Annotated in this window: 32 protein-coding genes; 6 read left to right on the top strand and 26 right to left on the bottom strand. The window is 43.2% G+C overall.

Annotated elements, in window-relative coordinates:
* Positions 1-11 precede the first annotated feature (11 nt).
* From Q8P28_07445 to Q8P28_07340, 22 genes are all read right to left on the bottom strand, one after another.
* A complete protein-coding gene (locus Q8P28_07445) occupies positions 12-1,409 on the bottom strand; it encodes a YchF/TatD family DNA exonuclease (GenBank protein MDP2682623.1) in 1,398 nt (465 codons plus the stop codon).
* 60 nt (positions 1,410-1,469) lie between these two features.
* On the bottom strand, positions 1,470-3,032 hold the full coding sequence (gene metG, locus Q8P28_07440) for a methionine--tRNA ligase (GenBank protein ID MDP2682622.1): 1,563 nt from the start codon (positions 3,030-3,032) through the stop codon (positions 1,470-1,472).
* Positions 3,033-3,038: 6 nt separating this feature from the next.
* Positions 3,039-3,788, bottom strand: coding sequence for a stage 0 sporulation family protein (locus Q8P28_07435; GenBank protein ID MDP2682621.1), 750 nt, complete (start codon positions 3,786-3,788; stop codon positions 3,039-3,041).
* 14 nt (positions 3,789-3,802) lie between these two features.
* Positions 3,803-4,855 (bottom strand): DNA polymerase III subunit delta', encoded by a 1,053-nt coding sequence (locus Q8P28_07430; GenBank protein MDP2682620.1) that lies wholly within the window; start codon positions 4,853-4,855, stop codon positions 3,803-3,805.
* Position 4,856: 1 nt separating this feature from the next.
* A complete protein-coding gene (gene tmk, locus Q8P28_07425; protein MDP2682619.1) occupies positions 4,857-5,501 on the bottom strand; it encodes a dTMP kinase in 645 nt (214 codons plus the stop codon).
* 10 nt (positions 5,502-5,511) lie between these two features.
* Positions 5,512-6,402, bottom strand: a complete 891-nt coding sequence (locus Q8P28_07420) for a CoB--CoM heterodisulfide reductase iron-sulfur subunit B family protein (GenBank protein ID MDP2682618.1) — start codon at positions 6,400-6,402, stop codon at positions 5,512-5,514.
* A gap of 11 nt (positions 6,403-6,413) precedes the next feature.
* Positions 6,414-7,400 carry a succinate dehydrogenase/fumarate reductase iron-sulfur subunit gene (locus Q8P28_07415; protein ID MDP2682617.1) on the bottom strand — a complete coding sequence of 329 codons (987 nt, stop codon included), beginning with the start codon at positions 7,398-7,400 and terminating at the stop codon, positions 6,414-6,416.
* Between the two features lie 314 nt (positions 7,401-7,714).
* Positions 7,715-9,751 (bottom strand): hypothetical protein, encoded by a 2,037-nt coding sequence (locus Q8P28_07410; protein MDP2682616.1) that lies wholly within the window; start codon positions 9,749-9,751, stop codon positions 7,715-7,717.
* A gap of 64 nt (positions 9,752-9,815) precedes the next feature.
* Positions 9,816-10,424 (bottom strand): DNA-3-methyladenine glycosylase I, encoded by a 609-nt coding sequence (locus tag Q8P28_07405; GenBank protein MDP2682615.1) that lies wholly within the window; start codon positions 10,422-10,424, stop codon positions 9,816-9,818.
* Positions 10,425-10,502: 78 nt separating this feature from the next.
* Positions 10,503-10,733 carry a HypC/HybG/HupF family hydrogenase formation chaperone gene (locus Q8P28_07400; protein MDP2682614.1) on the bottom strand — a complete coding sequence of 77 codons (231 nt, stop codon included), beginning with the start codon at positions 10,731-10,733 and terminating at the stop codon, positions 10,503-10,505.
* A gap of 25 nt (positions 10,734-10,758) precedes the next feature.
* Entirely contained in the window at positions 10,759-11,607 is an 849-nt protein-coding gene (locus Q8P28_07395; GenBank protein MDP2682613.1) for a prenyltransferase, read from the bottom strand.
* A 56-nt stretch (positions 11,608-11,663) separates the two neighbouring features.
* A complete protein-coding gene (lysA, locus tag Q8P28_07390; protein MDP2682612.1) occupies positions 11,664-12,911 on the bottom strand; it encodes a diaminopimelate decarboxylase in 1,248 nt (415 codons plus the stop codon).
* Positions 12,912-13,024: 113 nt separating this feature from the next.
* A complete protein-coding gene (locus Q8P28_07385; GenBank protein ID MDP2682611.1) occupies positions 13,025-13,432 on the bottom strand; it encodes a hypothetical protein in 408 nt (135 codons plus the stop codon).
* 104 nt (positions 13,433-13,536) lie between these two features.
* A complete protein-coding gene (locus Q8P28_07380) occupies positions 13,537-13,818 on the bottom strand; it encodes a type II toxin-antitoxin system RelE/ParE family toxin (protein ID MDP2682610.1) in 282 nt (93 codons plus the stop codon).
* Positions 13,815-14,042 (bottom strand): addiction module protein, encoded by a 228-nt coding sequence (locus Q8P28_07375; protein MDP2682609.1) that lies wholly within the window; start codon positions 14,040-14,042, stop codon positions 13,815-13,817. Before Q8P28_07375 ends, Q8P28_07380 begins: the two co-directional genes overlap by 4 nt.
* Positions 14,043-14,129: 87 nt before the next feature.
* Positions 14,130-14,294 carry a hypothetical protein gene (locus Q8P28_07370; GenBank protein ID MDP2682608.1) on the bottom strand — a complete coding sequence of 55 codons (165 nt, stop codon included), beginning with the start codon at positions 14,292-14,294 and terminating at the stop codon, positions 14,130-14,132.
* Positions 14,291-15,679, bottom strand: a complete 1,389-nt coding sequence (argH, locus tag Q8P28_07365) for an argininosuccinate lyase (GenBank protein MDP2682607.1) — start codon at positions 15,677-15,679, stop codon at positions 14,291-14,293. The genes Q8P28_07370 and argH overlap by 4 nt, the downstream gene beginning before the upstream one ends.
* The gene (locus Q8P28_07360) at positions 15,680-16,096 is read right to left on the bottom strand and encodes a HEPN domain-containing protein (protein ID MDP2682606.1); all 417 of its coding nucleotides are present in this window, start codon (positions 16,094-16,096) and stop codon (positions 15,680-15,682) included.
* The gene (locus Q8P28_07355; protein ID MDP2682605.1) at positions 16,086-16,451 is read right to left on the bottom strand and encodes a nucleotidyltransferase domain-containing protein; all 366 of its coding nucleotides are present in this window, start codon (positions 16,449-16,451) and stop codon (positions 16,086-16,088) included. Before Q8P28_07355 ends, Q8P28_07360 begins: the two co-directional genes overlap by 11 nt.
* Position 16,452: 1 nt before the next feature.
* Positions 16,453-17,688, bottom strand: a complete 1,236-nt coding sequence (locus tag Q8P28_07350; protein ID MDP2682604.1) for an aspartate kinase — start codon at positions 17,686-17,688, stop codon at positions 16,453-16,455.
* A complete protein-coding gene (gene lpdA, locus Q8P28_07345) occupies positions 17,688-19,082 on the bottom strand; it encodes a dihydrolipoyl dehydrogenase (protein ID MDP2682603.1) in 1,395 nt (464 codons plus the stop codon). The genes Q8P28_07350 and lpdA overlap by 1 nt, the downstream gene beginning before the upstream one ends.
* A 131-nt stretch (positions 19,083-19,213) precedes the next feature.
* Positions 19,214-19,387, bottom strand: coding sequence for a hypothetical protein (locus tag Q8P28_07340; GenBank protein ID MDP2682602.1), 174 nt, complete (start codon positions 19,385-19,387; stop codon positions 19,214-19,216).
* A gap of 60 nt (positions 19,388-19,447) precedes the next feature.
* On the opposite strand from Q8P28_07340, the gene Q8P28_07335 reads away from it, so the two are divergent.
* The 6 genes from Q8P28_07335 (at position 19,448) to Q8P28_07310 (ending at position 22,272) form a co-directional block, all read left to right on the top strand.
* A complete protein-coding gene (locus tag Q8P28_07335; protein MDP2682601.1) occupies positions 19,448-19,636 on the top strand; it encodes a DUF2892 domain-containing protein in 189 nt (62 codons plus the stop codon).
* A 280-nt stretch (positions 19,637-19,916) separates the two neighbouring features.
* A complete protein-coding gene (locus Q8P28_07330) occupies positions 19,917-20,120 on the top strand; it encodes an addiction module protein (protein MDP2682600.1) in 204 nt (67 codons plus the stop codon).
* Between the two features lie 23 nt (positions 20,121-20,143).
* A complete protein-coding gene (locus tag Q8P28_07325; protein MDP2682599.1) occupies positions 20,144-20,692 on the top strand; it encodes a sigma factor-like helix-turn-helix DNA-binding protein in 549 nt (182 codons plus the stop codon).
* A gap of 7 nt (positions 20,693-20,699) precedes the next feature.
* Positions 20,700-21,311, top strand: coding sequence for a hypothetical protein (locus Q8P28_07320; GenBank protein MDP2682598.1), 612 nt, complete (start codon positions 20,700-20,702; stop codon positions 21,309-21,311).
* Positions 21,312-21,601: 290 nt separating this feature from the next.
* Positions 21,602-21,841, top strand: coding sequence for a type II toxin-antitoxin system prevent-host-death family antitoxin (locus Q8P28_07315; GenBank protein MDP2682597.1), 240 nt, complete (start codon positions 21,602-21,604; stop codon positions 21,839-21,841).
* A complete protein-coding gene (locus Q8P28_07310) occupies positions 21,841-22,272 on the top strand; it encodes a type II toxin-antitoxin system VapC family toxin (protein ID MDP2682596.1) in 432 nt (143 codons plus the stop codon). Before Q8P28_07315 ends, Q8P28_07310 begins: the two co-directional genes overlap by 1 nt.
* 104 nt (positions 22,273-22,376) lie before the next feature.
* On the opposite strand, the gene Q8P28_07305 is transcribed toward Q8P28_07310, so the two are convergent.
* The 4 genes from Q8P28_07305 to tsaE form a co-directional block, all read right to left on the bottom strand.
* Positions 22,377-22,505, bottom strand: coding sequence for a hypothetical protein (locus tag Q8P28_07305; protein MDP2682595.1), 129 nt, complete (start codon positions 22,503-22,505; stop codon positions 22,377-22,379).
* Between the two features lie 12 nt (positions 22,506-22,517).
* Entirely contained in the window at positions 22,518-22,979 is a 462-nt protein-coding gene (locus tag Q8P28_07300) for a hypothetical protein (GenBank protein ID MDP2682594.1), read from the bottom strand.
* Positions 22,958-23,221, bottom strand: coding sequence for a type II toxin-antitoxin system prevent-host-death family antitoxin (locus Q8P28_07295; GenBank protein MDP2682593.1), 264 nt, complete (start codon positions 23,219-23,221; stop codon positions 22,958-22,960). Before Q8P28_07295 ends, Q8P28_07300 begins: the two co-directional genes overlap by 22 nt.
* 69 nt (positions 23,222-23,290) lie before the next feature.
* Positions 23,291-23,719: a tRNA (adenosine(37)-N6)-threonylcarbamoyltransferase complex ATPase subunit type 1 TsaE gene (gene tsaE, locus Q8P28_07290; protein ID MDP2682592.1), complete on the bottom strand. Its 429-nt coding sequence runs from the start codon at positions 23,717-23,719 to the stop codon at positions 23,291-23,293.
* Positions 23,720-23,961 lie beyond the last annotated feature (242 nt).

The following is a 23,961-nucleotide window of genomic DNA, read 5'->3' as shown; positions in this document are numbered from 1 at the left end:
TTATTAAAATCTTACCCTACTTCATCATATTCCCTTACCCTGAACGTCACGGCTATCTCATCCTCTGCAAGCCTTCTACATGCCTCTATATCAAGTCCCGGCACAGCGACAACAGTGGCAACAACCTTTGCAATATGTTTTTTAGCCTCTTTAAGAAACCAGATTATTGCAGAAAATGCATTGTCGCCATACGGCGTTTTTATTAATTTCTGATATGTTGCTGAATCAGGGGCGTTCAGGCTTACGGATATTTCATCCACGAATTTTAGTTCAGGCAGGCAATTTTTCCCGTGGACAAGATTGGCAAGGCCGTCTGTGTCTATCCTGATTTTGCATCCCTGTTTTTTCAGAAACAGGCCAACCTTTTTTATAAGGTCAAGCCTTATAAGAGGCTCGCCAAAACCACAGAACACTATCTCATCGTATCTTGATGCTGGATTTTCTCCCACAGCCTTTATTACATCTGAAAATGCCGGCTCCTCTTTCAATCTCAAATAATGGCCTTTGACAGTATAGGATTTGAATTTTGCGCAGAATGTGCAGTAGTTTGTGCACCTGTTGGTTATATTCAGATAAAGGGATTTTCTGATGGGATATGCTATTTTAGCATCCTCTTTTTCTCTCTCTATGCCAAATAATTCCTTTGCATTCAATGTGGTAATCCTTGCCGCATCATTAAAGGAAAGCTTTTTTATATCAGCAATCTTTTTTGCTGCTTCAACAACAAAAGACGGCTCGTTTCTTTTGCCCCTGTAAGGAAGAGGCGCAAGATACGGGCAGTCTGTTTCAATGAGCATCCTTTCTATCGGGATATTTTTTACAATCTCATGGACATTTGCCGCCTTTGGAAATGTGACAACGCCTGTAAAAGACAGATAAAGCCCCATATCAAGGCATTTTCTTGCCATTTCATAACTGCCTGAAAAACAGTGCAGAACACCGCCTATATCTTTGACGCCTTCCTGCGCAAGTATCTCCAATGTATCACTCTCTGCCTCTCTGCTGTGAATTGTAAGAGGCAGATTCAATTCACGGGCAAGCTCAATGTGTCTGATAAATACCCTTTTCTGTATATCCTTCGGCGAATGTTCATAGTGGTAGTCAAGCCCTGTTTCGCCGATGGCAACAACCTTTGGATGGGATGCAAGTTCTTTAATCTCATTAAATGTTTCTTCACCTGCATCTTTGCTTTCATGCGGATGGGCGCCGAGCGCGGCATAGACCATTGGATATTTATCCGCAAGCCCTGTAATATGCTTAAGCCCTTTTGCCTTTTCCCATGTGCCTACTGTTATTATATATTCCAAACCTGCATCCTGCGCCCTTTTAATTACCTCGTCTCTGTCGTTATCAAACTTTGGGTCGTCAAGATGGGCATGGGTGTCAATGAGTTTTGATTGATTGGACATGATTTTTATCAAGGCTAAAGCCTTGAGTTACTGTAACTCAAACCTTTAGGTTTGAGGTCTTTAAGTCTCTATTTTTGGAAACAACATCTCTCCTTTGCAAACCTTTGTGCCGCTTATATCTTTGCCCCATTTAAATTTAACCTCATCATCAAATAGTATATCGTTAAAGTCTTTTTTCAATCCAAGTTGCTGCCATATTTTTTCAGCGGTGGATGGCATGAAGGAATAGAGGTAAACAGCGATGATACGCAGACCTTCGGCAAGGGTGTAAAGTATGTTGTTGAGCTTTGTTTTATTTCCTTCTTTGTAAACCTTCCATGGCGCTACCTCTTCAATATATCTGTTCATGCTGCCAACGACAGACCAGATGTCAAACAAGACCAGATGGAATTGAAGGTTTTCCATGTGGCTGTTCACATCAATAGGAAAACGGTTTTTGATATTAAACTCACTCTGCTGTTCTATACTAATATTAGAACTATAAACAGGAATTGTACCCTCGCAATATTTCTCGATCATGGTCAGCGTCCGGCTCAACAGATTTCCCAAATCATTTGCCAAATCACCATTTGTCCGTCCAATGAGTGCCTTTGTTGAAAAATCTCCGTCCAATCCAAACGGCACTTCTCTTAAAAGAAAATATCTAAACTGGTCAACGCCATATTTTTCTATCATCTCATGCGGGTCAACCACATTTCCCAAAGACTTGCTCATCTTTTGCCCTTCCACGGTCCACCAGCCGTGGGCAAAGATATTTTTTGGCAAATCCATATCAAGGGCCATGAGCATGGTTGACCAGTAAACTGCATGGGTGGTGAGAATATCTTTGCCGATGAGATGATGGTCAGCAGGCCACCGGCCTGTTTCCGGCGGAGCAAGATCAAGATATTTTGTTGCAGAATAATAGTTCAGCAGCGCGTCAAACCAGACATAGGTGGTGTAGTTTTCATCAAATGGAAGCGGTATGCCCCATGCGAGCCTTGCCTTTGGCCTTGATATGCAGAGGTCGCCAAGGGTTCTGGTCTTGGGGTCGAGAAAACCCAACACCTCATTTCTCCTCGTCGCCGGAAGGATAAAGCCGGGATTGTTTTTTATATGTTCAATGAGCCAGTTTTGATATTTTGCCATAAGAAAAAAATAATTCTCTTCTTCTATATGCTCAACAGGCCGCTTGCAATCAGGACAATTGCCATTCACAACATCTTTCTCTGTCCAGAATCTCTCGCACGGCGTGCAATACATCCCGGAATACGAACGTTTCTCTATCTCTTTCTTGTCCCACAACCTTTGCAGCATTTCCCTGACAACTTTTTTATGCTCATCCTGCGTTGTCCGAATGAAAGCATGCTCACTGATATTCAGCGCCTTCCAGAGATTCCTGAAATTTTCCACCATCAGGTCTGCATGTTCCTGAGGAGTTCTTGCTTTATCCTTTGCAGCCTTCTCCACCTTCTGGCCATGCTCATCCGCGCCTGTTAGAAAAAAGACATCATATCCCTTGAGCCTTTTATACCGCGCAAGACAGTCCGCCGCAACAGTGGTATAGGCATGACCGATGTGTGGCACATCGTTGACATAGTAGATGGGCGTTGTTATGTAAAAGTTTTTTTTGTTTTGAGGCATCTGGAATTACGCACCTGGTAAAGAGGATGGTTGGCTTTGTGAAGGATTATTATTGGAATGGCAGCAATTGGAAGCTGGATTAGCGGCATTCCCGACGCTCTGGCCTGCCTCATATGAAAGACAGCACATAAGCCTGCCGCATACGCCTGACAACTTTGCAGGGTTAAGAGAGAGATTCTGCTCCTTTGCCATCTTAACGCTCACCGGCTCAAAATCCACAAGATGCGAGGAGCAGCAAAGCATCCTGCCACACGGGCCAATCCCTCCCAGCATCTTTGCCTCATCCCTGACCCCTATCTGACGCATCTCTATGCGCGTATGAAGCTCATTAGCCATATCCCTGACAAGTTCCCTAAAGTCCACCCTGTTTTCGGAGATAAAAGAGAATACGACCTTGCTGGAGTCAAAAAGGTATTCTGTATTTATAAGTTTCATAGCAAGACCGTATTTATCTATCTCCCGATTGCAGATAGAAGCCGCCTCTTCCTCCCTTTCTTTATTGAACTCGAACCGTTCCATATCGCTCTCTACAGCCTTTCTGATTACCTTTTTAAAGGGTTGAACAAGACTTGCCTCCCCCTGCTTACTGCTTGGAGGAGCAGGTTTATCAAGCGGACCTCTCGCAACCCAGCCCATATTCATCCCTTTTTCTGTTTCAACAATAACCTGGTCGCCTATCTTGAGTTCCAGATTGTTGACATCAAAATCATATACTTTGCATGCCTTCTTGAATCTTACGCCAACTACTATAGGCATTGTATAACCCTCCCTCAACTCGCCAACTGCATCAATAAATTCTCAACAGTCAATTGTTTATTTGCATATCTCGGCGGCATAATATCAACCTGGGCTTTGTGTATCATTTTAAAACCCGACGTAAGTCTTGAGAATGTATGCCCTTCAACACGTTGTCTCAAAACAGGCAGAAGATCGGAGTTTACAACCATATCCTCCCTCCCCTCCTTTAATATCGCGATATCCCTGTATAATGTCTTTAGAAATTCCAGAGACTCCACAGGCCTCTCACCTTTTGATATTTCCTCTGCCGCCTTAAAGATTCCTTCTGTGTCAGCTAAAGAAAGCCGCGACAGCATTTCTACCATCCTTTTCCTCTGTTCAAGGATGGATTCCATATCCCAGTTTAAGACCTTCCCTATACTTCCGCCGCTCAGAGAAGACAGAAGCATAGCTGCATCTTCGGTCATTCCTAATCGCTCTTTAATTATTCCAACCATAACACCTTTTGGCAATGGTCTAAAATTTATCCTCTGACACCGGGAAATTATGGTTGGCAAAATGGCTGTTACGTCGCTGACAACCAATATTATAACAGAATCAGGCGGCGGCTCTTCAAGCGTCTTGAGAAAGGCATTCTGAGCCTCCTTATTCATCTTTTCCGCGCCATCTACTATACATACCTTCTTGCCGCCCCTGACAGCCCTGTAAGACAGTCTTTGCTGCGCATCTCTCACAGCATCAATCTTTATTGTGCCGGCCACATGATCTACTCCACCGCCCTTTGATTCAGGCTCTCTTGGCTCAATCAGAAAAACATCACTGTATGAGGACTTCTCTATATCCCTGCAATTCTGACAATCCCCGCAAAAATCATTTTTAAATCCCGTGTCCCCGCCTTTAATCAAGAGTGGATTGTCCGTGGAAGCAGCGCAATTAAGAGACTTTGCAAGAGAAATGGCAGTAAAACATTTACCTATGCCTTCCGGTCCAACAAATAGAACGGAATGGGCGATCCTGTCATTTGAAAGCGCCTTTTTTAAAATATTTATCTCTCTATCGTGGCCTAAAATATCTTTGAACGGCATATTAAATCCTCAAAAGTTTTTCCTCAATTATACCACATATCTCCTTATGAATAACAGGGATATCTCTGTCTCCATTTATAATCTTAATTCTGTTAGGTTCTGTTTTAGCCAATTTCAGATAACCTTCCCGCACCTTTTTATGGAATTCAATATCCTCTCTTTCAAAGCGGTCTTCTTTGTTGCTTCCTGCGCGTGTATCTATTCTGGCCAATGCGCGCTTCAACCCGATTTCAGGCGGGCAATCTATAATGAATGTGACGGTCGGCAATATACCTTCGGTTACCCACTTATTAAGATTAGTGACGGCCTCAAGGTCTAAACCCCTCGCATAGCCCTGATAGACCATAGTGGAATCTGCAAACCTGTCGCATAAAACAATTTTCTTATCGAGAAGCGCCGGTTTTATGATTTCATTAACCATCTGCGCCCTGCAGACTGCGTAAAGTAAAAGCTCTGACCATGGAGCAATTGTCATGCCTTCAATATTTAAAAGCATACTTCTTATCTTTTCACCCAATTCCGTTCCGCCAGGCTCTCTTGTGGAAACAACCTGAAAGCTTTTCCATTCAAGATGCTCCTTCAGCATCTCCATCTGTGTTGTTTTTCCACTACCCTCAACTCCTTCAAATGTTATAAACAGGCTCAAATTAACCTCCTTATAAAAGATTTGACTCCTTCAGGACATCCCTTGCTGATACGAGATGTCTGGACAGTTTCAATTCCTCTGCTGTTATACCAAGGGCAAGGCCGACCAATTGGGCAAGATGAAAAACCGGCATGTTTATTTTATGACCTGCCTTTTTCTCTGCCATACCCTGATAATTATCCAGATTTATATGACAAAATGGGCACGGCGTAACCATGCAGCTTCCGCCTTCATCTTTGGCATTTAGAAGCCTCTTTCCTGTCATCTCCATGGCAGTATCTTCTGCAACCAAATCCACCTGAAAACCACAGCATTTTGTTTTTCCATTATACTCCACTGCCTCCGCTCCTAACGTTGAAATCACAGCCTCAAGGGACCACGGCCTTTCAGAGTTGTCAAAACCTAATGCGTCAGACGGCCTCAAGGAATGACACCCATAAAACGGCGCTACCTTAAGGTTTTTTAACGGCCTTGTTACCTTCTTCTTCAAATCCTCCAGCCCATAATCACCTGCTAAAACCCAGAGAAGTTGTTTTATTTTTACAGTCCCATTGTATCTTATATCCGCGCTTGCCAGTATCTCATTTGTCTTTTCTAAGAGTTTGGGGTCATTTTTCAAATCCCTGTTTGCTGTTGACATGACCATAAGGCATGTTGAACATATAGTCATTATGTCCATACCCATCTCCTCTGCCTGGGCAAATATCCGCGCATTAAGGGCAAGATAAAGGTCATAGTTATAGTCTGTTAAAAGGCCTGCGCCGCAGCAGTTTGCCTTCGGCATATCATGGAGCTCAATCCCAAGGATTTCTGCGATCTTTCGGGTTGCTGAATTTGCCTCTTTTGTTATTGCCTGGGATGCGCAGCCGGGATAGTAGGCATATTTTAAGGGATTGGCCATAAATATAGCTTTCAGCTATCAGCTTGCTGACCGCTGACTGTCTCTTTTCTCCTCTTCTTTTCTACTTCCTCATATATCTTTTTCACCTCTTCTATCTTCTCAATCTGCGGAAATATAAGCGGCATGGGCATTTTCCCGTGCATCTCCATCCTTAACCCAAATGGTATCATGCCAATAGACCTTAAAAACCCAAGTGTCTTAAATGTCATAGCAGCCTCATCCAGTCTGCCAACCCTCTTTACAGAATCCACCATGGACTCCACATGCCTTGCGCCATGATTATCTGTAATACCTTCTTTTATCGCCTCTGCCCTTAATCTCTCTATTGCCTGAAGCGGCGCCACATCCTTTGGGCAATACTCTGTGCAGCTGACACACCTTACACAATCCCACATCCCATGCGCCTCGCTGATTTTCTCAAGCCTCTTTTTCTTCTGTTTTTCTCTTGCATCGCCCACAAATCTCCATGCCTTTGCCAAAGCAGCAGGGGCAATAAAATGCCTGTCAATCTCTAATGAGTTACACGCCCCATTACAACAACCGCACATTATACATTTGCTGGAGTTGTTTATCTTCAAGATGTCTTTCTTACTGATAGCTGATAGCTGCTGGCTGATAGCTGATTCAAAGTTCAGCCACGGCTCTATATTGTTTATCTTATCCCAGAATGGATTGAAATCAACAACAAGGTCTTTTATTATCCTGTGATTTGGAAGGGGTTCAATAACAATAGTTCCGCTTTTTTTATATTCAGTAATAAGCTGTGTATTGCAGGCAAGTTTTGGAATGCCGTTTAGGTTTACAGCGCAGGAACCGCAGATGGCGCTCCTGCAGGACCGTCTGAACGCCAATGTTCCATCCTGCTCATCCTTTACAAAATGAAGGGCATCAAGGATGGTCATCCCCTCCTTTGCCTCTATATCATAGGCCTGGAGAAACGGCTCGCAGCCTTCTTTGCCCATTGGGTCGCAGCGTGAAATTTTTAATTTAATCTTCATCTTATTGTGAAGTTAGAAAAGATTGAGCTTACGCATAAATCTATCACCACTGCAATATCCTGTCAATAACTACAATTCGCATGGAAAAGAAACAACTCTGATCCTGATTTTTGGAGTTGAATCGCCGTATTGAATCTGTTAAATTTTGGGGGTTATTAAATTAAATAATCTGCCCATAAAAGGAGAGGCCATGAAGACATATTACTCATCGGAATGCCTGTCTAAAATCAGCGGCAGGCAAATTGTAACAGGCCTCCACTGTTATTGGCTGTACTGCAGGCGCCGGCTCAAGCTGCAGCGGGGCAGTGATATAATTACAGCATTGTTGGGTCAGGGATAAAGGTAGAATGCCAATCTTTGGTCTGCAAAAAATGCTGAATCTTCTGTTCAACCTCTTCTGGTATATCGTAATGTGTTCTGACAAACAGGTTTATATCAGGAGGTAACCGTTTTTTACCCTTATTATAAAGCCCTATATAGTTTTTCAGTTTTGCCTTCCTCCCCTCGCTTGTATCATTGGGCCTCATGCAGAGTTTAGCCGCAAGCGGCAGAACATCTCCTGCGGTTTCGGCATAACATATAAGGCTCTGAGGCGCAGGACCTGTTGAAACCATGTCTTTGAACCTTGCGTCTTTTACACACCAGCCGTTATCCTTTGCCATTAAATTGATGCCATAGTTTTTAAGCCTCGGCCCGAATATAACAGGAATTCCAAGCCTTGCCATGCCAAGCGCAGATGAAAATGCCTTCTGCGTAAAACCGCCCCACAGTATGACTACAGCGCCCACCCTGTTTATTATATAGTCTGCTATCTCCTCATAATTGCCTTCCAGTTTTCTGTGGCACATTATCCTGGCTATCTTTATGCATGCGCCGATAAGATGCGAAGCAGACACGCATGAACCCAAATTTGTGAGGTTGCGGCTGTCGAAAGAATCGGCATTATCTTTAAACAAATCACCCTTTGCAACATCCATTGAGGCGCATCCGCCTGTTGAAACAATATAGCCTCTTGCAAGAAATTCTTCTGCAAGTCTTTTAGCCGCTGAATCTGAATTGATTAGTACAGGTTTTACTGACCACCGACCACTGACCCCTGATCCCTGTCTTTCTTCCGGGCACCCGAATATCCCGATAATCCCAGGTATCTCTCCCATCACAATAGACGGCGCAATCCCTCTTATTTCGCTGTCCCGAATAGGGCCACGGCCGATTCTCAAAAAACCGGGAGCAGAAGGCATTATCTGATTGTTTATAGATTTTTTTCTAACCCCTATATTTAACGCTATCTCTGCCGCCATTTTTTTATCAAGTATTATTCCAGCCCCACTCTTTAAGATATGCTCTTTTACCTTATCCACCGGCGCATCTGTCAAATCACTCAAACCAAGGGCAGTCTCCTGTGTTGTAGCAATAACCAGACTCCCAATCTTATTTGCCTCTCTAACCACATCAGCCCTTATGCACTGCGTATCCAAAATAACCACATCCGCTATTCCTGATTTAATAACATCTAATTGCGCAGACTGGTTGCCGATTATCTTAAAATCATGGCTGTGCCTTGCCCCGTCAGAAGCAGCGCAGCATAGGCCGCAGACCTCTATCTTATCCTTAAGACCTCTTCCTTCAATAAGGCGCATAATCTCATGGGCAACAAATGAATTGTGTCCGATAATGAGGATTACAGGTTTTGATGTGTCAACGGTTTCAAGTCCTATGTTTATCAATTTAGAATTGGATTCGCCCTTTGGCATATTCATGGCGGATAACTGGGCAATGTCTGCAATCTCCATTGCAAGGTTATCCAACATGCCTGCATGGAGCATCTTGCTCACAAAGTCCTCAGGTGACGCCTCTGTGCCGAAGCTTATGGATGAAAGGAGATGGGTTAACTGCCCTTCTATATAGGCAATAATATCTTTCAGATCCCCTATATTTTCAGGCTTACGGCCTGTTATAAGCGTTGTAATTGGGGTTGGTATATTGGTGGGCAAACCGGCAGACACAGGACAGTTTTTGCCAAATCTTTTTATTAAATCCTCTAAAAGCCTTGCAGCATGAGATGTATGGCCTGAGGCGCCTATGACAGCGTCCAGCAATATCGCCCTTGCCTTAAAACCAGTCTCATCAATCCCGCATTTACCTAACCCTTCCTCTTTCCCCCCTTTAGCAAAGGGGGGCTGGGGGGATTTCATCGGCTTGCAAGGCCCAAGTCCGCAGAGGTGGCAGACCTTATCAGATTTTCCAAAAACAGGCTTGTATCTATCCAGCAATGTAAAATCCCATTTCCTGAAACTAAAGATGTCCGGAAATGGGCTATGCAGTGATCTATTCTGTGTTGTTTTTGGCATTGTCAACTTCTTTGCCTGTAGCAGACAGGGAGCACTCTGTTATCTACGGTCGCGGGCGATGCGTTTAAATGGTAGCTGCCCTATTTTCCCTCGACCTTGTTACATTATATCTGAAACAATCCGTCTCGTGGTCATTGACCATGCCAACCGCTTGCATAAAAGCATAACAAATCGTTGAGCCGACAAATTTGAACCCTCGTTTCAGCAAATCTTTACTCATGGCATCAGATTCTTTTGTTGTTGGCGGTATCTCTGATAATGATTTAAATTTATTTTTGATTGGCTTGAAGTTCACGAATTGCCAGATATATGTGTCAAAAGAACCGAACTCCTTTTGAATTTCCAGAAACTTCTTGGCGTTGAGAATTGTCGCGGCAATCTTCAAGCGATTGCGAATAATACCGGGATTGCCGAGCAGACGTTTCACGTCTTTATTGCCATAGCGAGCAATTTTAGCAGGGTCAAAACCGCTCAATGCTTTGCGATAATTCACCCGCTTCTTGAGAACTGTTTGCCATGTGAGCCCTGCCTGTGCGCCTTCTAAGATGAGGAACTCAAATAATTTCTTGTCATCATGGACTGGCACACCCCACTCTTTGTCGTGATACTCGATCATGAGCGGGTTATCATTCAGCCAAGCGCAACGTTTTTGGATTTTTTTTGCTACAGTCATAAATTATTTCAATAGATCTTCTATTGGAACCTCTAACGGCTTGGCTCACTATCCTTACTTAAGAATAACACCACCTTTTTACCCATTATAAGAAACATCTCTTTCCAGCAACCCTTTTAACAGCGCCGCTGTCTCTTCCGCATCTTTTTCGTTCACCTTGCCAATAGCAACGCCTGCATGGACAAGCACATGGTCTCCGACCTCTGCTTCCACAAGGTTCAGAAAAATGGTCTTTTTTACGCCCATTGTTTCCACAATGCCGGTATCACCGTTTTTTTTAACTATTTTCATTGGGATGGCAAGACACATAAACAAATTTTGAATTACTAAAACATCAGGATAGCAGGAATATTACAATAAAACCAAGCCCTGTTGCAAGATGGCACAGTGTAGTAGCCTTTATGGAAGGTATTAGCTCAACAGTATCTTTATAATTTTCAAAAAGCCCTTTTACAGCCTTGATGCCGAATATGGCGGCAGGGATTACAAAGAGAGTAGCAATAGGTAATAAATCCGATATGATCCCTGCTATGATGCTGATATATGCTCCTGCTACAATAAAAAGGAATCCCCATCTCGCCCTTTCCATCCCAAGATATACTACAAGATGGTTTTTTCCGACTGCTTTATCAGCATCGTAGTCAGGGAATTCATTTATATAAAGGATAGCAGCTATTAGAAATAAAAGCGGCAGAGAGGCAAAAACCGCTGTAAAAGAAATATCCTGGGTCTGGACATAGTAAGAGCCGGCAACAGATAAAACACCGAAATTAAGGCCTACGAGCAGTTCCCCCAGTCCACGTCCAGCAAAAAATATGGGCGGCGCAGTGTAGTAATAACCGGAAAATAGCCCCATAGCGCCTATTAACAGCAGAAAAATACCCCTCTCGTAAGCAAGGTAAAGACCTATTATACTGCCTGTTATAAGAAACAAAGCACCAAGGATGTATGTCTCTCTGGGCGTCATGATTTTATTCTGTATCATCCTGCTACCGCCTGTGAATGGGGAGAGGCCTGCCTGGTTTAAATTATCAGAGCCGTTGAGATAGTCAAAGTAGTCGTTTAATACATTTGCCCCTGCATGATAAAGGACAGCCGCGAGCAAAGACAGTAAAAAATAGCCCCGAAAAAATATACCTGTTTCATACCATGCAACTGCAGCGCCGAGACCGACAGGAAGGATTATTGCTGTAAAGAATTGAGGGCGGGTAGCAAAAAAATAGGTCTTGAGTTTTTGCTTTATATCTCCTCTCCTTTTACTAAGTCTTTATAGGATTCTCTCTGCCTGATTATCTTAAATTTATTTCCCTTTACCATAACCTCACTAACCCTCGGCCTCGAGTTGTAATTGCTGGACATGGAGAAACCATATGCCCCCGCGCTCATTATTGCCATAAGGTCGCCTGCTTTGAATTCAGGTAGTTCCCTGTCCTTTGCAAAAAAATCGCCGGATTCACAGATTGGGCCAACTACATCAGCGATAATCTCTTTTGCAGAGTCGTTCTTCTTTATAGGTTTTATGACATGATAAGACCCGTAGAGGCTCGGCCTTGCAAGGTCGTTCATAGCAGCGTCAACAATGATAAATTTTTTCTCTGTGCCTTGTTTTGTATATAAAACCTTTGTTACAAGTATGCCAGCGTTCCCCACCATCACCCTGCCCGGCTCAAATATAAGCGTTACTCCAAGCCCTTTTGTCTCATCTATAACAGCCTTGCCATACTTACTCGGATGCGGGGCATCCTCATCTTTGTAGGTAATTCCAAGGCCGCCGCCTATATCCAGATATTTAATATCAATCCCATGCCTCCGAAGAATGTTAATAATCTCCTTTGTTTTTTTAAGCGCATCAACAAACGGAGAAAGCTGCGTAATCTGCGAACCGATGTGGCAGTCAACACCAACAGGGGTAAGATTTCTCAGATTGTTCCTGGCGTAAATATATTCCTGAATCGCCTGCTCGGTCTCTATGCCAAATTTATTTTTCTTAAGCCCTGTTGAAATATACGGATGCGTCTTGGGATCAACATTAGGATTTACCCGTATGGCAAAACCCGCCTTTTTTTTCAGCCTGCCTGCAATCTTGTTGATTGCCCGCAGTTCCTCAGGCGATTCAACATTGAACATAAGAATCCCTGTTTTAAGCGCATATTCAATCTCATCCTCTTTCTTGCCGACCCCGGAATAGACAATCTTTTTTGGATCTGCGCCAGCCTTCAATGCCCTGAAAAGCTCGCCGCCTGAAACAATATCAACGCCGCTCCCCTCTTTTATAAATGTTTTCAGCACCGCAATATTTGAATTGGCCTTTACCGAATAGCAGATAAGATGCGGCACAGTTTTAAACGCCTCATCAAAGGCCGTGTAGTGCCTTATGAGGGTTTTATGGCTGTAGATATAGCACGGCGTTCCGACTTCCCTTGCGATCTTTTCTACGGCCACGCCTTCGGCGTAAAATTTATTTTTCTTGTAGGTGAAAAAGTGCATTTCTTGTGATTCCTCCTGTTAAAAATATATGGGATGATGGAAAAGACGGCTTAACGCCAGAAATCAGCCGCCGCGCTTTTTGCGGTCGGCGTGGAACGACTCGTTAACAAACCCTATTTTTTATATCGATTAACAACTGTTTCAATAGTCTCTTTAACTTTTGCATCGTCTATTTTACGAGGATTGATTGTTCTATAGGCCACAACCTTAGACATGAGTCGATTTATTGCTTCGTCGTTTTGTGAGAGCATAGTAAAGTTCAAAGGCTTGTTGATCAGACCGCTCCAATGTTCAATGATATGGCTATCAAGCTCACTCTCAAGGTATTTTTTAGCCTCTGCGAGGTCTCCAGCGTTTAGCAACTCAAGTGTTCTCATGGTGAAATAGGACTCTGCGACTGAAGCTTGAAAGACGCGAAATGCGTAACCGTTGTTAAATCCAATGAAACCACCAGCCATAAATGCTCCGCACAGTAGAATTACTAATACTATGCCTACAACTATCTTTCTTGATCTCGTCATAAAAACCCTCGCGGTATTTTTTGTAGGCTAACAAGTTATTATCCAGTTTCTGTCTTTTACCAAAACAAAACCTGACAATCAATTCAAAACGATCTGGCAATGAACTATGGCCGCTTTTTCTGGTCCTGCCTATTATCAAAAACAGAATGAATTACAATTTCACAATCTTCTATAGTGTAAAATATTGAGAAAGGGAATCTTCTAATCACGCACCTTTTGAAATTGGAATAGCATATTGCATACATCTCAGGGAAAGAGAGAATGCTGTTTAACGATACTTCTACGCAATCAAGAAATTCAAAACCGAGTCCTCTTCTTTGTTTTTCATACCATTCAAAAGCCAACTCAACATCAACGATAGACCTATCCGTATAACGAAGAATCATTTGTATTTATTCCTGATTTTCTTATGTGTATCTTCCCAACTGTGAAGTTTTAATTTTCCATTCTTATATTCGCCATATCGTTTATCCAATTCTGTTTTTTGCCATTCCGGCATCGGCAACTCCGCATTATGCAGGGCAATGCCGTCCCAAATGTCTTCAACCAATATCAGTTTCTCCGACAAGCCCAGCTTATCTATCTCTTTTACGATTTCATTCGACCTCATGATGCCCCTCCCATTTGAATTTATGTGTCAAAATATAACATTTTTCAGCAAGTAGGGTGGGCTATGCCCACCCTACTTACCTTAACATCACTGAGAAACGGACTCAGCAGGCGGCTTTGGCGGCGCCTTTTTGCCGCAACCCATAACTACAGTGGACAGTGAATAGTGGAGAGTGAATAGCAAGAAAAACACCAAAATCTTTTTTAGTTTCTGACCACTGACCACTAACCACTGACCACTACAGTTTATCATTTCATCTCCCTCTCAATCTCCTTCAGCCTCTTTTTCACAGTCTCCAGCGCTGTTCCGCCCTTTGTTTTTCTGCTGTTGGCCGATGCCTCTACGGAAATTACTTTTTTAATATCTTTATCAAACATCTTGGAAAATCCCTTCCATTCATCAAGAGACAAATCCTCCAAACCTTGCGATGTCTTGATGCAGTAGGCGACAATACTACCGACGATATGGTGGCTCTCCCTGAACGGAATCCCTTTTTTAACCAAATAATCCGCCGCATCCGTTGCAGTAAGAAACCCGTGCTTTGTTGCATCAAGCATCCTCTCTTTATTTATCCTCATTGCAGCAAGCATGGGAGAAAATACTCTGAGGCAGTCTTTGACAGTATCTATAGTATCAAATAAGGCCTCTTTGTCTTCCTGTATATCTTTGTTATACGCAAGAGGAAGACCCTTCATCACAGTAAGCAAGGCCGTCAAATTTCCATAAACCCTGCCTGTCTTGCCCCTCACAAGTTCAGGCACATCAGGATTTTTCTTCTGCGGCATTATGGATGAGCCGGTTGAAAACGCATCCGACAATTCAATAAAACCAAACTCCTGCGAAGACCATAAAATCAATTCTTCGCTAAATCTGCTTAAGTGCATCATCAGGATTGATGCCGCAGCGCAAAACTCTATGCAGAAGTCCCTATCGCTGACACTGTCAATGCTGTTATCCGTCGGCCTTGAAAAGCCCAGCTCCTTTGCAACAAAATCCCTTTCCAGAGGATACGGACTTCCTGCCAGCGCGCCTGCGCCGAGGGGCATGACATTTACCCGCTTAAAGCAATCGGTGAACCGCTCATAATCCCGCTTGAGCATTTCATAATACGCAAGGAGATGATGGCTGAATAAGAGCGGCTGCGCCCTTTGGAGATGGGTATAGCCCGGCATTATGCAATCAAGATTTTTCCTTGCAACATCCGCCAGAGTTTTTTGCAGATTTTTTATCGAACGGTGAATCTCTTTAATCTCGTCCCTTAGATACAACCGTATATCAAGCGCCACCTGATCGTTCCGAGACCTTGCTGTATGCAGCTTCCCGCCAACAGGCCCGATCTTTTCCATAAGTCTTTTTTCAATTGCCATGTGGATATCTTCCAGATCGGAGGTGAATTTAAACCTGCCGGCCTCAATCTCTTTTTCAACCGCCTTTAAACCGGCTATAATCTTACCCGCCTCTTTCTTCGCAATAATCCCAACCCTTGCCAGCATCCGCGCATGGACAATAGAGCCCATGATATCATGCCTGTAGAGCCGCCTATCAAAAGAGATAGAGCCGTTGAACTCTTCAACGAGTTTATCTGTTGCTTCTGTAAAACGACCTGACCATGGTTTGGATATGTTGGTCTTTTTCATTTATCTACTCCCTGCATTATCGCCACCAAACAATTTTTCAATATAACTTTCTACCTCTTTTATAAACCTCTCTGCCTTGACCAATTCACTCTCTGCGATTTCTTTGGTTATTTCCGGATAGTCGGCATAATCCGCCTTTTCCCTATACTCCTTGCCCTCATGGATAATTTTGCTTGCATCGCTGCTTATCTTGCCGGTCTTGACAAAATGCTTGTCAAAAAGAGATATTACGCCGGAATGTTTGGCGCTATCCATATCCTCGGTTGCAAGAACAGCACGGGCAGCGGTAAATACAGCGTAATAGGAACGGCTGACTGAATCCAGAAGGTGGTTATTTGCAAGCAATTCCTTTGCAGACTGGAAATGCTCTTTTGCCCTTTCAAGACGATGTTTAGCCAATCCGCTGCTATGCCGCATAGAGGATAATTCCGTCCTTGTCTATCTCCTGAACAAAGAGAGTATTTGCATCGCGGTTGTTATTATACTCGCTTTCGCTCAAAACCACAGCGGATATCAAAATCCCTTGCTCTATACTTATTTCCGATGATATTGCCGCTATCTTTTCCATAACATCAGGACTAAACTTCTTAACCAACACAAATACATCTATATCCGATTCGGATTTGTAATCTCCCCTCGCTTTTGAGCCAAAGACTTCCAGCAGGATAAGATTATGAGACAGCATATCCCTGACTGCGGTTTCAAACCTCTGAACAGCCGCCTTCTCTTTATCCGTCAGATGCTTCAGTCTATTTAAAACTTTATCTGTCATCTTACCCCTCATCCTCCACATCTCCCTTGCTAAGCCCAAACGCATCATGCAAAGTCCTTACCGCCAGTTCCGTATATTTAGCGTCAATCACAGCGGATATTTTTATTTCAGATGTTGAAATCATCTGTATATTTATGCCTTCCTTTGCCATGGTTTCAAACATCTTTGAAGCAACCCCTGCATGGCTTCTCATGCCTGCGCCCACAATAGAGACCTTTGCAATATTTGTATCGGAAAGCACCTTGCCTGCCTTCATCTCTTTGGCGGTTTTTTCCACCAGTTGAAGCGCCTTTTTAAAATCCGCCTTTGACACAGTGAATGTCAAATCCGTATGACTGTCGTGGCTCACATTCTGCACAATCATATCCACATTTATATTTGCCTTTGTAAGCGGGGCAAAGAGTCTTGCCGCAATCCCGGGCCTGTCCGGCACCTTTGCAATAGTTATCTTTGCCTCGTCTTTATTATAAGTAACGCCTGAAACTATCACCTTCTCCATATCTTTATCCTCCTTTGTAACAAGCGTCCCTTCTGCATCGGTAAAAGACGACTTTACCATCATCGGGACATTATATTTCTTTGCGAATTCAACAGACCTTGTCTGCAATACCTTTGCGCCGAGACTTGCCATCTCAAGCATCTCATCATAAGAGACCTTTTTCAACTTCCTCGCATCAGGACAGATATTCGGGTCTGTAGTGTAAACGCCTTCCACATCCGTGTATATCTCACACACATCCGCCTTAAGCGCAGCGGCAAGGGCAACAGCGGTTGTATCAGAACCGCCTCTGCCGAGTGTTGTTATATTCCCTTCCTTATCAACACCCTGAAATCCTGCAACCACAACAATATTTCCTTTTTTAAGTTCTGACAATATAGCGCCGGTTTCTATCTCCTCAATCCTTGCCTTGCCGAATGCGCTGTCTGTTATAATCGGCACCTGATGGCCGAGAAACGATTTTGCGCCAAAACCCAAATCCTGAAGCGCCAGCGCCAAAAGCCCGATTGTAACCTGCTCGCCTGTTGACACAACCATATCGTATTCCCTGCCTATGGGAAACTCCTTCATCTGATTTGCAAGGTCAACTAATTTGTTGGTCTCGCCGGACATGGCAGATACCGCCACCACAACCTTGTGCCCTTTCTTTTTTGTCTGCGCAACCCTTATGGCAACATTTCTGATCCTCTCCACATTGCCGACTGATGTTCCGCCATATTTCTGAACAATGAGAGCCATTATTTTCTCCTTCCTATTTTATGTATCGCCATTCCATGCACATCCTCTGCCGCCTCCAGAACAATCTCCGGCAAGGTCGGATGGGCGTGGATGGTTTCTGTTATATGCTTTAATTTTCCACCGCCTTTTACCACAACCGCAACCTCGCCTATTAAATCAGTAGCATGCGCGCCCACGATTGTTGCGCCAAGCACCCTGTCTGTTCCCTCTTCGGTAATGAGCTGCATAAATCCTTCTGTCTCGCCCATGGCAAGGGCCTTTCCGCTTGCAGCATAAGGGAACCTGCCGACAGTTATCTTAATCCCCTTTGCCTCTGCATCTTTTTCTCTGAGTCCAACGCTTGCAATCTCAGGGTCTGTGAATATGCCTCCTGGTACTGCCGAATAATCCATCCATTTATCCTTGCCAAGCGCATTTTCAACTGCAACAATTGCGCCTGCGCTCGCAATATGCGCAAGGAGCATCTGCCCTGTAACATCGCCGATAGCATATATCCCTTTTACATTAGTCTCCATCTTATTATTTATCTTTATGCGCCCCTTTTCAACCTCTACACCGGCCTTTTCAAGCCCTATGCCTGTGGAATTGAAACTCCTCCCGATGGTAACAAGAACCTTTTCAGTAAGAAATTCTTTACCGTCTTTAAGCCTTGTCTTAACGCCATCGGCTGTTGCCACAATACTTTCAACGTTTGCCTCTGTCAATACCTCAATGCCTGCGTCCTTAAATGCCTTTGCGATAGTCTTCACAACCTGTTTATCCTCTGTAGAAAGAATAGTAGGGAGAAGCTCCACAACTTTTACAGAACTGCCGAATTTCGCAAATATATTCGCAAACTCGCACCCCATCACACCGCCGCCGATTATCAAAATGCTCTTTGGAAGTTTTTTAAGATTCAATGCCTCTGTGGATGTAATTACATTCTCCCTGTCAATATTAAATGCCGGTATCATTGCCGGCTCGGAACCTGTAGCTATTATGATATTCTTTGCAGTTATAACATCGGCCGTGCCGTCTTTTTTCTCAACCTTGACCTTGCCGATTGCCTCAATAGAGCCGGTTCCGTTTATTACTGTAACGCCGTTTCCTTTTAGAAGCTGGCCAACACCGCCCACAAGTTTTTTTACAACATCGTCTTTCCTCTCAACAGCCTTTGCGATATCAAAGGCCACCTCGCCTGTATTTACACCAAATTCAGCGGCCTTTTTGACAGTGGCGATTGTCTTTGCTGAATAATAAAGCGCCTTTGTGGGGATACAGCCCCTGTTGAGGCATGTGCCGCCGAGGGCATCCTTTTCAATAAGAGCTACTTTCGCGCCCATTTGCGCAGCCCGTATTGCGCCTACATATCCGCCAGGCCCACCGCCTATAACAACAATATCAAATTCCTGCATCTTGCCTCCTATATTCATTAAGCTTGCAACTTCCCGATAGCTTAAGTTAGGTAACATATTTTTAAAAATATTTAAAGAGAAAATACTGCTATGCTAACCTGTTTTATCTAACCTGTTTTATCTTGACAGGTTTATTTATCTAACCTAAAATCAGATAAAAATGCTATTGTGATATAAAAATGTTTGGCATCTGGCCGCGTCACGTCAAACCATGCAAAGATGGATAACGCTAAACATAAACTGCTGAAACTGGTTCTGGTCTGTCTTATCTGTATCGGGCTGGTCATCGGGTTGGCCATGCTCATTCAATCCCTCACCCGATAAATAACGAGGAAGGAGATAACTCAATGAAACTAAACAAGAACATGGGTTCACTGGACCGTATCATCCGAATGGTGATTGCCGCTGTAATCGCTCTTTTGTACATCAACGGCAATCTTTCCGGACTGGCGGCTATCGCCCTGGGCATTCTGGCCGTCATCTTCGTCGTCACCAGTATCTTTAGCTTTTGCCCGCTGTATCTGCTGTTTGGGCTTACTACCCGCAAGCAATAACCCAGCCGGCAAGGTGAAACCAGCTTAGGCGGCCAAAAATCAGTTGCCAGCAAGATATCTGAGGAAGATGTGAAAAAGGAGTTTAAGCAGGCGGGTTATAGACTAAAAAGGAGACTGATTTATTTATATAACAAATCACGTCAGCGGATGGCTAATAGCCGCTGCTGAATTTTACGTTGGGCTGCGTAGGCGCATAAAGTATGCACACTGATTGAATGACCTGACGGCAAAGCCAAAAAAAATGGTATTATTAAGTAATCACGAAGAAAGGAGACAAGCAATGCGTATAAGCAACATTCAAGAAATCACTAAATTAAGCACACCGGAAAAGATTCTGTTGGTTGAGGATCTATGGGATAGTATTGCTTTGGATGAATCTGCAGTGCCTGTTCCTCAAAGCCATATGCAGAAGTTGGACAAAAGGCTCAAAAAATATAAATCTGCTCCGGGCGACCTTTTATCTCTTGAAGAAGTTCGGATATAAACCAACAATAAGGGAGGTCGTATATGCGCTATGAAGTTGAATCACAGTGCCCGAACTGTAATGAGAAATTTACACACTCGTATGACGAAGGGGAAAATATAGCAGTTTATTTGGATCTTATCAATGGCGATGTTCATCGTCTTGCCGAGTCTTACGCACCTTTTGGATGCTTTTTACTTCTATGTCAAGTTGCCAACCTGAAGCCAACAGTAGACCTTGCTTTCCTATGGCTCCACGAATATAGAGTCGGATTTGGCAACAGAATCCACGAGGTTCTCCGTACGTTGACTCCACGAGAGGAACAAATCCTTATTCTACGCTACGGCTTAGTCTGGCCTGAACCAAAAACATTGCAAGAAATTGGGTTCCAAAAGGACTTCCACCTTTCACGACAAGCAGTCCATAATATTGAACGAAGGGCCATTAATAGGCTCAGGCATCCAGTACGGTTTAAGCTTCTTAGGGATTTAATAGAACGCATTAAGAAATACAAAAGTATGCGGAACCAAAAACACAGGTTAAAGAGCGGAGTAGTTCTTAAATTCCCAGAAACTGCAAAAAAGCAACGATGAAGAAAAAATGACATTATCACTAGACATTAACTCATTTGAATCATTCATTGATCGTTGGCTTGAGAAGGCTGAAGCAATACAATTAAGTCAAGACGACCTCGCCTCTTATTTTGATAAATTCTTCACTCTGTTCGTTGTCTATAATAAACTGTATATGGAAGCAACCTTTAAGATGTGGCAGGATGGTAGGCTAAAGTTGCCTGAACCAGGAAAGAACAATTTTCCAGATACTAATGCCGCAACAAGATATCTTCTAAAGTTTCTTGATCCAAAAATTATTATACAAAATTTGACAAGCACTATAAACACAAATAGCGCTATCAATAATTTGATGGATATATTAGAAAATGGTTCATTTTATGTGCTTCTCAAAGCTCCTGATATGGTGGGAGACCGACAAGCCGACGAGATACTTTTGAAAAAAATGACATCATGCGATGAAAAGAAAAAAGCGGAAGCGATACTTGAGTTCATACATGCAATTCGTTGCAATACATTTCATGGTAGCAAAAGTTATTCACAAGATCAAATTGAAGTGCTTGCCCCATGTATAAAGATTTTGGAAAAACTTATTCCCATGCTGAGAGAAGAGCTAATTAGCAATCCAACGCATCATTAAGGTTGTGTAGAAATGGAAATACAGAGGGAGAATAACAACGCGATGCTTCCCATATTTATAAGAAAATTGTCTAATAAGCCCCTTATAACGGATTGCTGATAGCCATTGCGCAGTTTAGGCATTCCAAAACAAAACATCCCCCACCCTTCATAATTGAGTAGTTTTATAAACCTCTATCTTCCTCGTCTTTTCCCCTGTGTAAAAAATAGGATTACCCTTGTAAAACATTTCTTGACAGATAACACAATCATGTGTACACTGGTAGTCATAATGCACATGGAGGTAATTTTATGATTACTGCGGGGATAAAAGAGGCGCGCCAGCATCTTACAGAATACCTTTCAAAAGTAGAAAAGGGGGAAGAAATTATTATCTCTAAAAGGAATGAACCCATTGCTATAATCAAGCCTATAAAGAACAAGGCAAGACGCAATCTGGAGAGCCATAAAGAGTTAAGGGCTTTAATTATTGCAAAGGGGAGGCCATTGTCAGAGGTTGTCGCCGAATCAAGAAAAGAGGAGGCATATTAATGTCATCTCTATTTGTTGACACCAGCTCTCTGGTTAAATTTTACTATCCTGAACCTGACAGCGACAAAGTAGAGGCTATTTTGCTTCAATCCGGGCGGATATACATCTCCAGCCTGACTATTGTGGAGATGGCCTCCGCCTTATCAAAAAAAGTGAGAATGCGCGAACTTGAAAAAGAGAAGGAAACTGTTATATGGAATACATTTCTTGACGACCTCCAGACAGGACAGATGGAGGTAATTACTGTTGATGACAGGCACTATTTTAAGGCTGCCGACCTGATAAGGGAGTTTGGCGGCAAGTATGGCATTAAGACACTGGATTCTATCCATCTTTCAGTAGCCCACAACCTTCACGGCGCCAAATTCCTCTGCTCGGACAAGACCCTTGCCAAAGTTGCTTTAAAGATGGGCGTGAAATTGGAAAGGTAGTTTTAGCTTTTGCAATCTGGAGTTTTCTTTATAATATTCAAACCTTACCTGCCTTACCTGTCCACTCAACATTTATCTTCTTCGTCTTTTCCCCTGTGTAAAAATCACTCTTTCATTGTTTCCTGCTTACTATTGCCAGGTATAAACCACCCAAACAACAAAACTTCAAGAATCATTCTTATTTTATTAAACGCCAGTTCTATGGCATTTGCCGGTGAATAGAGTTCAATCATATTTATGTCATATCACCGTCTCAAAAATTCCGCCGGCGTTATAACCTCTGCGTTCATCTTTCCGCTAAAATGCTCCTTATCCCATGTCACAAAATACGAGGCGTGGGGAATATACGATGCCACTGAAGCGATGGTCAGGGTGTCGCCGAAACTTGCTTTGAGCGTCATGACATCCATAATATCTTTTATTTTCAACTCAGGCAGATGGGCATCAAGGGAGATGGACGGAACTACCTCTATATTGTATCTGCGTGGAAAGTATCCGTAGAACTCCAGCAACTGTCTCTCATTCAGGTTAAAGGATAATATCCCAACTATCTCAAGAAGATTGACAAGAGATACAACGCCGCACCGCCTTGCAGCGACCAGCTTCAGGAATCTGCTGTTGACGGCAAAGTTTCTGTCGCCTTGGTATCGCAGGTCTATGATAAAGACATTGCTGTCAATGATGGCTACATACGCTTTCTTGACCATTGTATGCCTTCCTGCCATGATCTAAACGCCGGTTTTGTCCTTTTTAAAGCATCTTCTATATCTTCCCATGCCTCTTCAAAAGGTCTTATTTCCATACGCGCCTTTTTCTTAGTCTCTTCGAAAGGGAGTATAACCGCAGCAGGCCTTCCCCTGAACGTTACGACAACTTCCTCTCTCTTTGCAATAGCCTTCATTACTTCACCGGTATGATTTTTTAAATCCCTGGCAGTCATAGTTTTCATAGTACCTCCGTAATATAGCTACTTGACATTAAGATAGCTATTATGGTAGTTTTTGTCAATAAAAAAATACTATGGTTGTGTTACTTCTATCTTTCTCGTCTTTTCCCCTGTATAAAAAAATCTTATCAACAAATATCTTGCCGGTAAAAGCGGAATGGCCTTTTCTGCCCATTCTACGATGGTAACTCCGTCACTATAGAAATATTCTTCTATACCAAGTTCGTGTATCTCATTTATATCGCCAAGGCGGTAAAGGTCAAGATGATAAACAGGGAGCCTTCCCTCGTATTTATTCACTATGGTAAATGAGGGGCTTTTTACATATCCTGTCACCCCTAATCCCTGCGCCAGTCCTTGCGTAAATACGGTCTTGCCTGCGCCAAGTTCTCCGATAAGAGCTATCACATCCCCTGCCTTAAGCCCCTCGCCTATCTTCCTGCCAAGCTCCATAGTTTCTTGCGGAGAAGATGTTCGAAAAACCTCTTTTTTTTTACTCACCAACTTCCCCCGGTATACCATGCAGTTTGTCGATTTATCGGCGTATCTTGTAGTTGCTGATTTATCAACGCATTTGAAAACGCCCATAAATGGGCAACTACATGAATGAGTTAATCACCTGCGGCAATATATTTAATATATCCCCTGCCATCATGCCAACCTGCCCCTTTTCCTTTGCCGCCTCATCCCCTGCCAATCCATGCAGATATACCCCTATCCTTGCGGCATCAATATGGCTGTAA

This window comes from Deltaproteobacteria bacterium (assembly GCA_030690165.1).
Taxonomy (GTDB): domain Bacteria; phylum Desulfobacterota; class GWC2-55-46; order UBA9637; family UBA9637; genus JACRNJ01.
This window is presented reverse-complemented; position numbering and strand designations above follow the sequence as displayed.